Source organism: Janthinobacterium sp. PAMC25594 (genome assembly GCF_019443505.1).
Classification (GTDB): domain Bacteria; phylum Pseudomonadota; class Gammaproteobacteria; order Burkholderiales; family Burkholderiaceae_D; genus Janthinobacterium.
This window is the reverse complement of sequence record NZ_CP080377.1, coordinates 4,772,888-4,788,653: the sequence shown is the minus strand read 5'-3', so window position 1 is coordinate 4,788,653 and position 15,766 is coordinate 4,772,888. Positions and strand designations below refer to the sequence as shown.

At 64.3% G+C, this 15,766-nt stretch carries 14 protein-coding genes; 10 read left to right on the top strand and 4 right to left on the bottom strand.

Going from position 1 to position 15,766, the window contains the following annotated elements; genetic code table 11:
* Nucleotides 1-23: 23 nt before the first annotated feature.
* Nucleotides 24-1,022, bottom strand: coding sequence for a MurR/RpiR family transcriptional regulator (locus KY494_RS21510; RefSeq protein WP_219888178.1), 999 nt, complete (start codon nt 1,020-1,022; stop codon nt 24-26).
* Between the two features lie 202 nt (nt 1,023-1,224).
* On the opposite strand from KY494_RS21510, the gene KY494_RS21505 reads away from it, so the two are divergent.
* Nucleotides 1,225-2,361, top strand: coding sequence for a succinylglutamate desuccinylase/aspartoacylase family protein (locus KY494_RS21505; protein WP_219888177.1), 1,137 nt, complete (start codon nt 1,225-1,227; stop codon nt 2,359-2,361).
* A 9-nt stretch (nt 2,362-2,370) separates the two neighbouring features.
* Nucleotides 2,371-3,759, top strand: coding sequence for a YfcC family protein (locus tag KY494_RS21500; RefSeq protein ID WP_258194363.1), 1,389 nt, complete (start codon nt 2,371-2,373; stop codon nt 3,757-3,759).
* Between the two features lie 24 nt (nt 3,760-3,783).
* Here the strand turns inward: KY494_RS21500 and KY494_RS21495 are convergent, their stop codons facing one another.
* Both KY494_RS21495 and KY494_RS21490 read right to left on the bottom strand, forming a co-directional pair.
* Nucleotides 3,784-4,209 carry a GNAT family N-acetyltransferase gene (locus KY494_RS21495; RefSeq protein ID WP_219888175.1) on the bottom strand — a complete coding sequence of 142 codons (426 nt, stop codon included), beginning with the start codon at nt 4,207-4,209 and terminating at the stop codon, nt 3,784-3,786.
* 165 nt (nt 4,210-4,374) lie between these two features.
* Nucleotides 4,375-4,575 (bottom strand): hypothetical protein, encoded by a 201-nt coding sequence (locus tag KY494_RS21490; RefSeq protein ID WP_219888174.1) that lies wholly within the window; start codon nt 4,573-4,575, stop codon nt 4,375-4,377.
* Between the two features lie 265 nt (nt 4,576-4,840).
* Between KY494_RS21490 and argH the strand changes: the two genes are divergently transcribed.
* Complete coding sequence (gene argH / locus KY494_RS21485; RefSeq protein WP_219888173.1) at nt 4,841-6,238, top strand: argininosuccinate lyase; 1,398 nt, start codon at nt 4,841-4,843, stop codon at nt 6,236-6,238.
* A 52-nt stretch (nt 6,239-6,290) separates the two neighbouring features.
* Here argH and KY494_RS21480 read toward each other — a convergent pair whose 3' ends face one another.
* Nucleotides 6,291-6,947, bottom strand: a complete 657-nt coding sequence (locus KY494_RS21480) for a hypothetical protein (protein ID WP_219132690.1) — start codon at nt 6,945-6,947, stop codon at nt 6,291-6,293.
* 672 nt (nt 6,948-7,619) lie between these two features.
* On the opposite strand from KY494_RS21480, the gene KY494_RS21475 reads away from it, so the two are divergent.
* The 7 genes from KY494_RS21475 to KY494_RS21445 all read left to right on the top strand — a co-directional run bounded on the left by KY494_RS21475 (nt 7,620) and on the right by KY494_RS21445 (nt 15,750).
* Nucleotides 7,620-10,151: a M4 family metallopeptidase gene (locus KY494_RS21475; protein ID WP_219888172.1), complete on the top strand. Its 2,532-nt coding sequence runs from the start codon at nt 7,620-7,622 to the stop codon at nt 10,149-10,151.
* Nucleotides 10,152-10,399: 248 nt separating this feature from the next.
* Nucleotides 10,400-11,593 (top strand): type II secretion system F family protein, encoded by a 1,194-nt coding sequence (locus tag KY494_RS21470; RefSeq protein ID WP_219888171.1) that lies wholly within the window; start codon nt 10,400-10,402, stop codon nt 11,591-11,593.
* Nucleotides 11,594-11,603: 10 nt separating this feature from the next.
* The gene (locus tag KY494_RS21465; RefSeq protein ID WP_219888170.1) at nt 11,604-13,301 is read left to right on the top strand and encodes a GspE/PulE family protein; all 1,698 of its coding nucleotides are present in this window, start codon (nt 11,604-11,606) and stop codon (nt 13,299-13,301) included.
* Nucleotides 13,288-14,076: a hypothetical protein gene (locus tag KY494_RS21460; RefSeq protein WP_219888169.1), complete on the top strand. Its 789-nt coding sequence runs from the start codon at nt 13,288-13,290 to the stop codon at nt 14,074-14,076. The genes KY494_RS21465 and KY494_RS21460 overlap by 14 nt, the downstream gene beginning before the upstream one ends.
* A complete protein-coding gene (locus KY494_RS21455; RefSeq protein WP_219132685.1) occupies nt 14,067-14,609 on the top strand; it encodes a hypothetical protein in 543 nt (180 codons plus the stop codon). Before KY494_RS21460 ends, KY494_RS21455 begins: the two co-directional genes overlap by 10 nt.
* A complete protein-coding gene (pilO, locus tag KY494_RS21450; RefSeq protein WP_219888168.1) occupies nt 14,597-15,217 on the top strand; it encodes a type 4a pilus biogenesis protein PilO in 621 nt (206 codons plus the stop codon). The genes KY494_RS21455 and pilO overlap by 13 nt, the downstream gene beginning before the upstream one ends.
* On the top strand, nt 15,214-15,750 hold the full coding sequence (locus KY494_RS21445) for a hypothetical protein (RefSeq protein WP_219888167.1): 537 nt from the start codon (nt 15,214-15,216) through the stop codon (nt 15,748-15,750). Before pilO ends, KY494_RS21445 begins: the two co-directional genes overlap by 4 nt.
* Nucleotides 15,751-15,766: the final 16 nt, after the last annotated feature.

Below are 15,766 nucleotides of genomic sequence, written 5' to 3'. Positions count from 1 at the left end.
CGATGGTATATATCTAATTTTTATCATGATTTTTTCACTGCCTTGCGCTGCCTGGATACTGCTTTCCGGGGCCCTGGCACGCCATGCTCGCCGCCGTACAGATAGGCAGAAATGACTTCGCTCAGGCGGGCCGCTTTTTCAACGTTCTTCTTGTTCGACACCATCAGCGCCACGGCCAGCGCCTCGATCATGGCCAGTGCCGTGCTGGCGCTGCTGGGCAGGACGGGATGCGTGCTTTGCGCATACAAGGCATGATCGGCCAGTTCGGCCAGGGGGGATGCGGGAGAGTCGGTGAGCGCCACGACGCAGGCGCCGCGGTCGCGCGCGAAGCTGGCCAGGCCGATGCAATCGAGCGTGTAACGGGGGAACGAGATCACCACCAGCACGTCGTGCGCCGTCAGATTAACCAGATGCCCAGCCGCCACTTCCGAACCGCCGATGCCCACCACTTCCACCACATGCGGGCAAAACGGCTGCAGATGCTGCACCAGCATGCCTGCCAGGTTGGCCGACAGGCCGAATCCCATCACATACACTACCTTGGCGCGCGTCAGGCGCCGCACCACGGCCTGCATGGCCGGCGGCGACAGAGCATCGGAGGTGGCGACGATGTTCGCGGCCGCATACTCCAGGCTTTCCGTGACGGGTGATGTGGCGCGCGCGCGCCGTTCTATCGTGCGGCGCAATTTGTCGACTGGCTGCAACAGCGATTGCAGGGTTTCTGCCATGGCGCTGCGCATGGCCGAATAATTCTTCTGGCCGATGTCGCGCGCGAAGCGGCTGATGGTGGCCGTCGATACCTGGCAGCTGTCGGCCAGTTCCTCGATGCCCAGCGCCGTCACGCGCATCTGGTTGCGCAGCAGGTAATCGGCGATCTGCCGCTGCGAGGCCGAGCCGCTTGCCAGCACGTGCATCAGCGTTTGCCCCAACGGCGATTGCGCGAAGGCGGCATCGGGCGACGACAGGGCGGCGGCCACTGGCGTGCGGGAGCTGTTACGGGCAGGACTGGCGGATGATTTCATATCACTGGCGGCCTGTGTTCTTGTGCATGGCGGATGACGGATAAAAAGGCGAAAACGGGTCGCTGGAACTTACTCTACTCATATCAAAAAGAAAACTCAACAAATATTTGTAAAAGGATTTTCATTGATTTACTTCGTGAAAATAATGCTACATAATCGACCGAAATCCATCAACCGCGCCCCGTTTTGGGGCGAATTCACCATGCAAGTACAACAGCACTCCATCTCCAGCGCGCACGCCAGCGTATCGTGCCAGTTGAGCAGCTTTCACTTTGGCACGGCGGCGGCCGGCAGCCGCAGCGGCAAGAAAGTCTACATCCAGGCGGCGCTGCACGCGGATGAAGTGCCGGGCATGCTGGTATCGCAATTTTTGCGCCGCGAACTGCTGGCGCTGGAGGCGGCGGGCAAGATCCACGGCGAAGTGATCCTGGTGCCGGCCGCCAATCCCATCGGCCTGGCGCAAGCCATCCATGGCGCGCCGTTCGGCCGCTTCGACCTGACCACCGGCATCAACTTCAACCGCGCCTACCGCCACGTGGCCGATGAACTGAAAACCACGCTCGATGGCAAGCTGGGGCAGGATGCGCAAGCCAACGTGGCGCTGATACGCCAGCATGCGCGCGACGCCGTCGCCGCCTGGCGGCCGTCCACGGATGCGGAGACGCTGAAAAAGACGCTGCTGGGCATGGCCATCGATGCCGACATCGTGCTCGACCTGCATTGCGATAACGAGGCGGCCCTGCATATCTATACAGGCACGCCGTTGGCGGCGCAGATCGCGCCCCTGTCCGCGCTCTTGGGCGCGCGCGCCGTGCTGCTGGAACTGGCGGCCGGCGAAGAGCCGTTCGACGAAGCCTGCAGCCGCCTGTGGTGGGACCTCGACGCGCACTTCAATGGACGCTATCCGATTCCCGCCGCCTGCCTGTCGACCACCGTCGAATTGCGCGGCGAAGTGGAAGTGAGCTACGCCCTGGCAGAGCGCGACGCCACCGCCCTGCTGCGCTTTCTTGCCATCGAGGGCGTGCTGGAGATCGCCGGCGCCGGCGACGACCTGCCCGCACCGCAATGCCAGCCCACGCCGCTGGCCGGCGTGGAACCGATCCTCGCGCCGCATCACGGCGTGCTGGTGTATCTGCGCGAAATGGGCGACGTACTGGCCGCCGGCGATGCGCTGGCCGACCTGATCGATCCCGTCAGCGGCGAGACGACGACCTTGCGCTGCAGCGTCGCCGGTGTCTTCTTTGCGCGCAGCGCCCACCGCCACGTCTTGCGCGGCATGAACGTCGGCAAGGTCGCCGGCGCCATCGCCTTCCGCGGCGGCAGCCTGCTGAGCCAATAAATGTCACCCATGAAAAAATTCAAGCTGCCCAATACCTTCGTCCTGCTGTGCGCCATCCTGGCCATGATCGCGCTGGCGACCTGGCTGGTGCCGGGCGGGAAATTCGACACGCAACTGGTGAACGGCAAGCAGCTGATCATTCCCGGCACGTTTCACTATGTGGACAACAAGCCGCAGGGACTAGCCGCGCTGATGATGGCGCCCATCAAGGGCTTCGTCGACGCCAGCCTGATCATCGGCTTCATCCTGATCGTCGGCGGCGCCTTCGCCGTGCTGCAAAAGACCGAAGCCTTCGATTCGCTGATCAAGGCCATCGCCAAGGCGCATACCAGTTCACGCTTCGTGCGCGCCGCCATCATTCCCGTCTTCTTCACCATGTTCTCGCTGGGCGGCGCCACCTTCGGCATGAACGAGGAAGCCATTCCCTTCATCCTGATCTTCGTGCCGCTGGCGCTGGCCTTGGGCTATGACACCATCACGGGCGTGTCGATTCCCTTCATCGGCTCGCAGGTGGGCTTTTCCGCCGCCTTCCTGAACCCATTCAACGTCGGCATCGCGCAGGGCATCGCCGGCGTGCCGATCTTTTCCGGCATCGGCTACCGCCTGATCGTGTGGGCCATCGCCACGGCCGTCAGCATCGTGTTCCTGATGTGGTACGCGGCGCGCATCAAGCGCCATCCGGAAAAAAGCCCGACCTATCTTCTCGATATCGAAAAGCGCAGCGAGCATTCGATGGACCTCGACAGCTTTGCCGGCATGACGCGCACGCACCGCGCGGTGCTGTGGATTTTCATGGCGACCTTGCTGACGATGGTCGTCGGCGTCGTCAAGTACGACTGGTTCATCGATGAAATCGCCGCGCTGTTCCTGGTGATGGCCATCGTCGTCGGCCTGGTCGGCCGGCTCGATATGGACAGCCTGGTGGCGTCCTTCGTGCAGGGCGCGCGCGACATGGTCAGCGTGGCACTGGTGATCGCGCTGGCGCGCGGCACCATGATCCTGGCGCGCGATGCGCAGATCATCGACACCATGCTGCATGCATTGACGCCCCTGGTGGCGTCGTCAAGCCCCGTCTTTGCCGCGCAAAAGATGTTCTTCATGCAGTCGGTGATCAACTTCTTCATCCATTCGGGCAGCGGCCAGGCGGCGCTGACCATGCCCATCATGGCGCCGCTGGCCGACCTGGTGGGCGTGACGCGCCAGACGGCCATTCTGGCTTTCCAGTTCGGCGAATTCACCACGCCGATGATCCCCACCTCCGGCATCACCGTCGGCGTGCTGGCGCTGGCGCGCGTGCCGTGGATTACCTGGGCCAAGTGGATGATCCCGCTGCAGCTGATCTACCTGGTACTGGCGCTGCTTCTATTGATTCCGCCGTGCCTGATGCACTGGCAGTGAGCGCCAGCCTGGCTGCTCAGGCAATCAACGCGGGTAGATATCCGGCACATACCGCTCCATCAGCGTCTCCGGCCTGAGCGGCGCCGTAAAGCCACACCGCGCATACAAACCATGTGCCGTGCTGGTGGCCAGCATGAAACGGCGCAAGCCCTGCAAGTCGGGATGTGCCATCACGGCTTCCATCAGGCGCTTGCTATAGCCGCGGCCCCGGTACTCTTCCAGTACATACACGTCGACCAGATAGGCAAACGTGGCGTAGTCGCTGACCACGCGGGCGAACGCCACCTGGCGGCCGTCAAGCGTGCCGCCAAAGCATAGAGAATGGTCGATGGCGCGCCGTACTGTAGCCAGCGGGATGCCGACGGCCCATGTCGATTGCGTGCTGAGAAAATGGTGGATGGCTGGAACGTCGAGTTCCGCCTTGTCGGTGCTGATCATCAAATGTGACATCGCGCAGGCCCTGCTATCGTTAAAAGCACGATCATCGACCTTTTTGCTGCGGCTGTCACCAGGGCTGGATAGAACCGGGGGCGCCGCCCGTTCTGCCTGTCCGTGATGCGGTGTTGCTGTTTGCTGCGGATGCTTCTTGTGCTGCCGGCAATGCCATCGCCGCGCTTACAGGGCGGCTTTTTCTTCTGCGCTCAGACGCTTGGCGCTGACATACACGGTGTGCATGGTGGCTTGATCGGCGCTGGCGGCGATGGGGGCGGGCGCGGCGCGGAATTTCGGCACGGCGGCGGTGGCCAGGCTGGTGGCGGCGGCGGCGATGGCGATGATGGCAACGAAGATGGCTTCCATGTTTTTAGCGATGTTCATGATGGTGTCCTTTGAGTGGCTGGTTGTGTGTTGCGATGATTGAACTGTAGGCCGATCGCCCTTGAACTGCCATCGGATTGCGACCAAACGCACGATTCGCGGGACAGAATACAAAAAGCCCGGATGGAACGCACAACATGTCCTCACCGTGGCATTTGACGCGTGCCAGCCCCATTCCCGGCCATTTCAGCGCCCTGCAAGCCCCTAAAAGCCCTAACGCAGGCCAACCTTGTTTATAATCGCCCTACACTAAAGGACTTCTTTCATGACTGATCAATTCTCCAAAAAGGGCGAAGCCTGGTCGGCCCGGTTTTCCGAACCGGTCTCGGACCTCGTCAAGCGCTACACAGCTTCTGTATTTTTTGACAAGCGCCTGGCGCTGTTCGACATCGAAGGTTCGCTGGCCCATGCGGAAATGCTGCATGCGCAAGCCATCATCAGCCCGGCCGACTACGCTGAAATCGTGCGCGGCATGGCGCAAATCTCGCAGGAAATCGCCGCCGGCCAGTTCGAATGGCTGCTGGACCTGGAAGATGTCCACCTGAATATCGAAAAGCGCCTGACCGAACTGGTAGGCGATGCGGGCAAGCGCTTGCACACGGGCCGTTCACGCAACGACCAGGTGGCCACCGACATCCGCCTGTACGTGCGTTCCGCCATCGACGACATCACCGCCCTGCTGGCGACGTTCCGCAGCGCGCTGACGGACCTGGCCGAACAGCATGCCGACACCATCATGCCGGGCTTTACCCACATGCAGGTGGCCCAGCCGATCACCTTCGGCCACCACATGCTGGCGTATGTCGAAATGTTCGGCCGCGATGCCGAGCGCATGGCCGATTGCCGCAAGCGCGTCAACCGCCTGCCGCTGGGTGCCGCCGCCCTGGCCGGCACCACCTTCCCCATCGACCGCCTGCGCGTGGCAAAAACGCTGGGCTTCGACGACGTCTGCCACAACTCGCTCGACGCCGTGTCGGACCGCGACTTCGCCATCGAATTTTGCGCCGCTGCCGCCGTGCTGATGATGCACGTGTCGCGCATGGCCGAGGAACTGGTGATCTGGATGAGCCCACGCATCGGCTTCATCGACATCGCCGACCGCTTCTGCACTGGCTCGTCGATCATGCCGCAAAAGAAAAACCCGGACGTACCGGAACTGGCGCGTGGCAAGACCGGTCGCGTGTATGGCCACCTGATTGGCCTGCTGACCCTGATGAAAGGCCAGCCACTGGCCTACAACAAGGACAACCAGGAAGACAAGGAACCGCTGTTCGACACGGTCGACACCGTCATCGATACCTTGCGCATCTTCGCCGACATGGCCGGCGGCATCACGGTGAAACCGGAAGCGATGCGCGCGGCAGCCCTGCAGGGTTATGCCACGGCGACCGACCTGGCCGACTACCTGGTCAAGAAGGGCTTGCCGTTCCGCGACGCCCATGAAGCGGTGGCCCTGGCCGTGCGCGCCTGCGTCGACGCCGGTTGCGACCTGGCCGACCTGTCGCTGGAGCAGTTGCGCGCGTTTTCCCCGCTGACCGGTGAAGACGTATTCGAGGTGCTGACGCTGGAAGGCTCCGTCGCCGCGCGCGACCACGTGGGCGGCACCGCGCCGCGCCAGGTGCGCGAAGCGATCGCCCGCGTGCGCACGCAGCTGGAAAAATAAACCGCGCTTGCGCGCTCAGGCGCCCCGCTGCAGCGATGCAGCGGGGCGTTTTTCATTGCGCGACGATTTTCGACAGCACGGAAAATGCGGCCCCCGTCTGCGATGCTTCCAGCAGCAAGGTCAGCTCCGTATACGTGCAGATGATATTGATCAGGTTGATGCGCTCCCAGGCCAGGCGCTTGAGGATGGCGTGATACACGCCCGGCGTATAGCAGGTTTCGGGCGCCAGATGCAGGGTCACGGCCGTTACCCGTTCCAGGCGCGCCAGTTCCTGCTCTTCGCCAAAGACCTCTTCCACCAGCGTATGCAGCGAACGGCTGCAGATCACCATCACCTCGTTGACGCCGCGCGTGACTGTGATGAACGTGCCCCGCTGGGGCGCTGCCAGCGCCAGCAACTGGCGCTGGCAGGCATACGTCTGGTCGGAATAGCGGTAGGTAACAACCATCAATTCGCTGCGCGTGGACAGTTCGCCCGCGCGGTGCGCCAGCACGATCTCGCCGCTTTTCTGCTGCGGCATCCGCTCGGCCAGGCGGCGCAGCGCCATCACCACGGCGGCCTGCCCCACCGGTTTCCATAAGTCGGTCTGCAATTGCGGCTGCAGCTGGCGCGCCAGTTCCGACAGGTTGAGCAAGCCCCGGCCCAGCCCCTCGCTGAGAAACGCCGATTCCATCACGATCTGTTCCACTTTGGTCGCTATCGAAAGCATAGTTCTTCGGGCCGGTGATTCCGGTGCACGCACCAGGAGCCGGCAACCCTTCCTGAAAAAGAGAATGCACTGCGCCAGCGGCCACGCCGGGCGGCGCGGTCGGACTCACGAAAAGCCCCCGTCGCAGGGGGAGGAGCCGGATAGCGGCGGCTAGGAAGGCGGATGCAGCATGCAGGCCGCTCCAGAGGGGAAATGGCTGAAACCAACAGCAGAAAACAGAATTGATGTCATGTGAAACTCCCGATTTTTTCCCGATGCGCTGTATCTGGACGCGGTCATTGCCGCGTGCGCTTTTTTTGTCTTCGCGTGCGCCACTGCGGACAACGCGAAGACCTAGTGTAGATCGCAACATTTAGAAAACGCAACAGTGTTTTTCCAACAGAACACGTCATTGAGGGAATGGGGCCAAAACAAAATTTGCAGCTTGCGATACATCAAACTTTGCGACGATACAGCGCCGATAAATGTTCAATTCTTAACAAAAATTCGCGTAGTGACCCATTTCTTGAATTTTTTGACATGGCGATCTCGACAAGTTTAGTGTCCCCTTACCCGACGTCATGCCACCACAAAACGGCAGGCTATCCGCTCGCCGCCAGGCACGCCGGGGTGGCCATCAGACATCGCGGCCAGCTCATTCACCATTTCCTTAACCGATACCATGGAGCAGAAATGAATTTACGTTTGACGATAGTTGCCGCATCCATCGCCGCCCTGCCGCTGATGGCCACCACGGCCGATGCCGCCACGCCGCTGCCACAGACCCTGATGGCCGCGCCGGTCGCCCTGGCGTCTCCACAAGAGACCGCCAGCCTGGTCAACAAGCTGGCCGCACAGGCGCGCAGCCGCGGCTTGAATACCGAACATGGCTTTGCCGTCGGCGCCCAGCATCCGGGCGTCAGCGGCACCCGCGTGAGCCGCGTACAGCACACCTACAAGGGCTTGCCCGTCTTCGGTTCCGAGACGGTAGTGGTCAGCAACAGCGCCGGCGACATCGTCAGCGAATCCGTGTCGGACCGCGCGTCGGGCCTCGGTAGCGGCGGCGTCAATGCCGTCACCCGCAGCGCCACCACCGATATCGATACCACGCCGGCCGTCAGCGCCGCCGCCGCCATCGCCGCCGCCGTGAAAAGCATCGGCGTGCCGGCCGTCGACCATGTGCCGCCGCATGCGCAATTGCTGATCTACCCCGTGATGAAAACGGTGCGCGTGGCTGGCGCCGAGAACAAATCGGAAGCGGCACTGAACGCCCTCGACGTGCAGGACGTGGTCGACCACTACGAGTTGGCCTACCTGGTGCAGACGCGCATGATCAGCGGCAACAAGCCCGTCTACTACGACACCATCGTCAGCGCCAAGGACGGCCGCATCCTGCGCCAGTGGAAAGCCCTGAAAACCGTCGCCGGCATCGGCAACAGCCAGTACAACGGCCAGGTGCCGCTCAACACCACGCTCACGGGCAGCACCTACACCATGAAGGATCCCGGCCGCGGCACGGGCGGCAGCTTCGGCGGCATGGCCATCACGAATGCCAACCACGGCACCACCTCGGGCAGCGTGTACAGCAGCACCAGCAATACCTGGGGCGACGGCCAGCAATACATCAGCGGCGGCAGCACCACCAACGCCAATGGCCAGACGGCGGCCGTGAACGCCATGTGGGGCCTGATGAACACCTACGACACGCACAAGAATGTGCTGGGCTGGTCCAGCCTGGACGGCAACAACACGGCTACCCACATCGCCGCCCACGTCAACACGGCTTACGACAACGCCTATTACGACAGCAACTGCAAATGCATGTACATCGGCGACGGCGGCAGCTCGTTCAACAACCTCGGCTCCATCGACGTGATCGGCCATGAGATGGGCCACGGCATCACGGATGCCACCTCGGGCCTGATCTACTCGCAGGAGTCGGGCGGCTTGAACGAATCGAGTTCGGACATCGCCGGTGAAATGGTGGAAGCGTATGAGCGTGCCGGCGGCACGGGCACCAGCATTCCCAATACGGGCAACGATTGGATGACGGGCAAGGAAATCGCCAAGAATGGCCAGCCGCTGCGCTGGCTGTATAAGCCGAGCAAGGATGGCAGCAGCCCGAATGCGTGGAGCAGCACCATCAAGAACCTCGACGTCCACTACAGCAGCGGCCCGAACAACCGCATGTTCTACTTCCTGTCGCAAGGCTCGAACTCCACCGCCAGCAGCGACTACTACAGCTCCTACCTGAACAAAAGCCCGCTGGCTATGACCGGTATCGGCAGCGACAAGGCTTACCGCATCTGGTTCAAGGCCGCCACCACCAAGTTCACTTCGTCGACCAACTATGCCGACGCGCGCAACAAGGTGCTGCTGGCCGCCGAGGAACTGTATGGCGTGGGCAGCGCCGAATCGATCGCCGTCAAGCGCGCGTATGCGGCCATCAACGTGGGCACCGACGTCGATGAATCGACGACGGGCGGCGCGGTGAGCATCACCAGCCAGCCGGCCAGCATCACCGTCGCACCAGGCGCCACCGCCTCGTTCGCCGTGGGCGCGGGCGGCGGCACGGCGCCGTACACCTACAAGTGGTACCGCAACGGCGCCGTGATCAGCGGCGCCACGTCGCCGGCCTACAGCTTCACGGCCGTGGCGACCGACAGCGGCGCCGTCTTCAAGGCGACGGTGACGGATTCCTCGTCGCCCGCCGTGACGGCCACGTCGAACAACGCCACGCTGACGGTCGGCACCAGCAGCGCCACCGAACGCGTGAGCAATGGCGGCTTTGAAGCGGGCGCCACGGGCTGGAGCGGCACCACGGGCGCCATCGGCACGTTTACGGGGCAAGTGGCGTATGAAGGCACGCAGTACGCCTGGCTGGGCGGCAATGGCGCCACGGCCAGCGAATCGCTGACGCAAAGCGTGGCCATTCCGGCCACGGCCACCTCCGCCAGCTTGAGCTTTGCGCTGCATATCGACACGGCGGAAACGGGCAATACCGCGTACGACAAGCTGGTCGTCACCGTGAAGAACAGCGCCGGCACGGTGCTGGGTACCCTGGCCACCTACTCGAACGTGAACAAGGCGGCCGGCTATCAGATCCGCACCTTCGACCTGATCGCCTACAAGGGCCAGACCGTGCAGATCTCGTTTGCCGCAACCGAGGACGCGTCGCTGCAAACCTCGTTCGTGATCGATAAGGTCAGCCTGATCACCCAGTAAGCGGCTGAACATGCGGGCAAGCCATCGATACAAGGGCTTGCCCGCGCATGCAACACCGCACGATTGATTTTCTGGCAATTCCAGTCTACCCTGAAGCAACTCATTGCCTCTTGCTGCTGCCGGTACCCGCGACAAATTGAACTTTTTTTTGGATGGTTCCCGACCGATGCCTACTTTGACCGCACGCACCTTCCCTCATAGCAGCCTGTTCCTGTCCGCTTCCGTCGCCATGCTCGCCTGAGCCGACGATGCAGTTCCACCTCCAGGTGCAGGGCCCGGCGGGCAGCCGGGCGCTGTCCATCGACGCCGCCAGCGAGGCCGAGGCGATCCGCGCGGCCGTGCGCGGCGGCTGGCGCGTGCTGGCCGTCGACGCTGGCGCCGCGCCGGACGCGGGTGTCGCGCTGCGCCCGGGCAAACAGGGCCTGCCCCTGCTGCAATTCAGCCAGGAGCTGCTGGCCCTGCTCGAAGCGGGCCTGAACCTGGGCGAGGCCATGGTCACCCTGCACAACAAGGAAACGCGCCCTGGCGCCAGGGCCACCTTGGCCGCCATCGTGCTCACCCTGCAGCAAGGCCAGAGCTTTTCCGACACACTGGCCGGTTTCCCCGATATCTTCCCCGACATTTATATCGCCACCGTGCATGCGGCCGAACGCTCGGGCAACCTGCCCGAGGCGCTGGCGCGCTTTGTCGGCTACCAGCTGCAATTCGACGCCATCCGCAAAAAACTCATTTCCGCCGCCATCTACCCGTGCATGCTGCTCGTCGTCGGCGGCCTGGTGACCCTGTTCCTGCTCGGCTACGTGGTGCCCAAATTCAGCGTCGTCTACGAAAGCTCGGGCCGCGAGATTCCCTGGATGTCGCAAATGCTGCTGGGCTTTGGCCAAACGCTGGCCGCGCATCCGCTGCTGTGCGCTAGTGCGCTGGCCGCTGCGGTGGCCGCCGTGGTCTTTGGCCTTGCCAATGCCGGCGCGCGCCAGGCCCTGGTCTTGCGCCTGCTGCGCCTGCCCGTGCTGGCCGACAAGGCGGCGGAATTTCGCCTGGCGCGCTTCTACCGCGCCCTGAGCCTGCTGCTGCACGCGGGCATCCCGCTGCACAAGGCGCTGGCCATGGTCGCGCCCATGCTGCTTCCGGCGCAGCAGGAACAGCTGGCGCAGGCGCGCCGCGCGGTACAGGAAGGCATGCCGTTTTCCACCGCGCTGGAACACGCCGGCATGGCCACGCCGGTGGCGCAATCGCTGCTGAAAGTGGGAGAAAACACGGGCCGCCTGGGCGACATGCTGGAACGCTCGGCCAAGTTCCACGACGAGGAATTCGCCCGCTGGGTGGACTGGGCGTCTCGCCTGCTCGAGCCGCTCTTGATGACCATCATCGGCGTGGTGATCGGCGGCGTGGTGGTGCTGATGTACATGCCGATCTTTGAACTGGCGGGGAGCTTATCTTGAAGGTCATGTCATGAACGCACGCGACGAAGAACGGGCCGTGCTCGATGCGGCCATGCTGCGCCGGGCCCACGCCAGCGCGCTGGAACAGGGCCGCCCGCAGATGGCCGTGCTGCAGGAAACGGCGGCCCTGCCGCCCGAAGTCTTTTTGCGTCAGCTGGCCGCCCTGTTCCGCTATCCGGCGTGGACGATGGCCGAGCTGCAGGCCGCCTTGCCCGCCTTTGCCCTGCTGCCCTACACCGATTGCGCCCAGCGCGACTGCGTGCTGCTGCACCCAAGCGCTCCCGGCGCGCCGCCCGTGCTTGTCATCGGCAACCCATTTGCGGAAGACCTGCTGCAGTGGGCCGACTTCACCCTGTCCACGCCCTTCACGGTGGCGCTGGCGCACCCGGACGACCTGGCCGCCTATCTGCTGCAGCAGGAAAGCGTGCAGCAGGCGATGCAGGAAATGCAGCACGGGGATGACATTCCAGGACTCGACCAGAGCATCGAAGACATCTCGCTGATCCGCATCAGCGAGGACAGCAGCCCGGTCGTGAAACTGGTGAACTCCACCATCTACGACGCCCTGAAATTCCAGGCCAGCGACATCCACCTCGAATGCGACGTGGCCAGCCTGGTCATCAAGTACCGCGTCGACGGCGTGCTGGTGCAGGCGGGCCAGGTGCAGGGGCTGGCGATGGCCGAACAGATCATCTCGCGCATCAAGGTCATGGCCGATCTCGACATCGCCGAACGGCGCATCCCGCAGGATGGCCGCTTCAAGGTGCGCGTCAAGGGGGCGGAAATCGATTTCCGCGTCTCCATCATGCCGAATATTTTTGGCGAGGACGCCGTGCTGCGCCTGCTGGACCGGCGCGCGCTGACGGAGGCGGCGCAGGCGCTGCGCCTGGAAAGCCTGGGCCTGAACGAAGATGCCATCGAGCAGATCCGCCGCCTGGCCGCCAAGCCGCACGGCATGCTGCTGGTGACAGGCCCCACGGGTTCCGGCAAGACCACCACCCTGTACGCGGCCATCACGGAAATCAATACGGGGCGCGACAAGATCGTCACCATCGAAGACCCCGTCGAATACCGCTTGCCGCGCGTGCTGCAAATTCCCGTCAATGAAAAAAAGGGACTGACGTTCGCGCGCGGCCTGCGCTCCATCCTGCGCCACGATCCCGACAAGATCATGATCGGCGAAATCCGCGACGACGAAACGGCGCAGATCGCCGTGCAAGCGGCGCTCACGGGCCACCTGGTATTTACCACCGTGCACGCGAATAATGTGTTCGATGTGGTGGGCCGCTTCCTGCACATGGGCGTCGATGCCTACAGCTTTGCGGCGGCCCTGAACGGCATCGTGGCGCAGCGCCTGCTGCGCCTCAATTGCGTCCATTGCGCCGTCGACGCCAGTGCCGAAGTGCTGGCCGATGCGCAGCAATTGCGCGACAGCGGCCTGGCCCTGCATCAGGTGCAGGACTGGCAATTCATGGCCGGCAAGGGCTGCGGCCATTGCCGCGGCACCGGCTACAAGGGCCGCAAGGCCGTTGCCGAAGTGCTGATGCTCAGCGATGCCATGCGCGAAATGATCTGCACGCGCGCGCCCCTGAGCCAGATGAAGGAAGAAGCGGCGCGCAACGGTTTTCGCCTGGCGCGCGAAGCGGGCCTGGACCTGGTGCGGCGCGGTGAAACCACTTTAGCGGAGCTCAATCGTGTCACTTATTGAACGCGTTACCCGCGCCACCGTGTGCCTGCACCTGGCGCCGCACGGATTGGACGGCGTGCTGCGCCGCGCCGGCCGTCCCTTGCCCGACAGCGCCTTCCACCTGCCGATCCTGAACCCCGACGCCAGCTGGGAAGTGGCGCTGGGCGCCCTGCGCGGCTGGCTCGAACAGGATGGCGGCAAAAAACTGCCGCTCGCCGTCAGCCTGGCCAGCCGCTGGTGCGCCATGCTGATGCTGCCGTGGAGCGGCGCCTTGCTCGACCAAACCAGCGCACAGCGCTTCCTGCATAGCCAGTTCGCTGCCGTGTATGGCGATGGCGCGCGCGCCTGGCGCCTGGCGACCGACGATGCGCCTTACGGCAAGCCGCGCCTGGCCTGCGGCATCGATGCGGCCCTGCTGCAAGGCGTGCAGGATGCGGCGGCCGCGCATGGCCGGCGCTGCCTGTCCATCGAACCCATCGTCGGACCGGCCTGGCGCAGCATCGCCGGTAGCAAACCTGCCGCCTTCGCCCTGGTGGAAGCGGGACGGCTGCTGCTGGCGACAAGCAGCGGCGGGCGCATCACGGCCCTGCACAGCCAGTCCTGCGGCGCCGCCTGGGGCGAGGAACTGGATAGCGCGTGGCGGCGCTGGAACTTGCGCGCGCCGCAGCTCGACGCCATCGAACACGTGACGCTGATCGACTTGAGCGGCGTGCCGCAGGAGGATCTGACTGGGCGCTTCCAGCCCGTTCCCGTGGCCGGCGCCGCCCACCTGATGCGGGAGGCCGCATGGGCCTGAGCCGCCTGGAATTCCTGCCGCCCGGAGCAAGGCAGACCTTCAAGGGCTGGCGCCTGGCCCTGTGCCTGGCGGGCAGCCTGATGCTGCTGCCGGCCGCCGTGTACTGGCTGGTGCAGGCGCAGGAAATGCGGCGCCTGGAAGCCCAACTGGCGCAGCTGCAGCCCGCGCGTCCCGTGCGCGCGCCCCTTTCGGCAAGCCAGCAGCGCGAGCGCGACCTCGAACTGAAACAGGTGGCCGCCGCCGTGCGCCAGCTCAACCTGCCCATCACGCGCCTGGTCAGGACGGTGCAGGCGCCGCGCGACGTGCGCGTGGCCCTCTTGGGGCTGGACCTGAACGCGCAGCAGGGACAGGATGGCGCCAGCGTGCTGAAAATCGCCGCCGAAGCGGAAACGCCGCAGGACATGCTCAACTACCTGGCCTTCCTGAACCAGCAGCCCATGTTCAGCTCCGTGTATCTGCTCAAGCACGAGATGCACGCCAACGCCCCCGAACACCCTTACCGTTTTCAGCTGGAGGCGCAATGGCGGCAATAAAACCGGCACTAAAAGCCAGCGCGCCCGCGGCCCGCCCGCGCCCGCAGCTGCGCCTGCCGCCGCGCCTGGCATGGGAAGCGGCGCGTCTGTGGCATACCCTGGGCTGGCCCAGCGCCATCGGTGCGGCCTGCCTGGCGCTGGCCGCCTTCGCCGTGCAGCAAGGCGACGCGCTGGCCGCACACCAGCAGCAATTGACGGCACAACTGGCCGCTGCTGCCAGACAGTCGGCGCTGCCGTCGGCCGCCGTCACACTCGATGCCGATGCCGACAGCCTGGCCGCCTTTCACGCCTACCTGCCCGCGCATGACAGCATTCCCGAGCAGTTGAAGGCCTTGCTGGAAGTGGCGCAAAAGAGCGGCGTCACCCTTGCCAAGGCCGACTACAAGCCGCAGGAAGACGGTAACACGGCCTTTTTGCGCTACCAGATCACCCTGCCCGTGAAGGCCGAATACGCGCAGCTGCAAACCTTTATCGTCGACGCCCTGCAGACGCTGCCCACGCTGACGCTCGACTCCGTCCTCTTCAAGCGCGAGCAGATCGAAGCGGGCGAGATCGACGCGCGCATCCAGTTCATCCTGCTGGTGAAAAAGGCGGAGGTACGCCGATGAAAAAAGCCGTACTCGGAGGCGCCGCCGTGGCGACCTTGCTGGCCGCCCTCTTCGCCCCCGAGGATGAAGGCAGCATCGTGGGGCCGGCCACGGCCACGCCGCGCCAGGTGGAACGGGTGGCGGTCGCGCCGCTCGCTGCAGTCGCCGCGCCGCAGACCAATCGCGCGCTGGCCATCCATCCGCGCCGGGCGCTGGAAGACGAGGAAGCGGCCACCCTGTTCGCCAAGCAAAGCTGGCAACCGGAGACGCCGAAAAAGATCATGCTCGACCAGCAGGCCGCGCAGGCCACGCGCACTGTCGCCGACGTCGACGCGAACGCGCCGCCACCGCTGCCCTTTCAATTCCTTGGCCGCTTTGTCGACGAAGGCAAGGCCGCCTACTTCCTGCAGGCGGGCGAACGCAACGTGGTGGCGCGGCCCGGCGATACACTGGAAGAGCGCTACCGCTTCGATGGCGTGGTGCAGGGCGCCCTGCAATTTACCTATCTGCCGCTCAACCTGAAACAGACACTCGCCGTAGGGGACCTCAATTGAAACGACGCGCCGCACG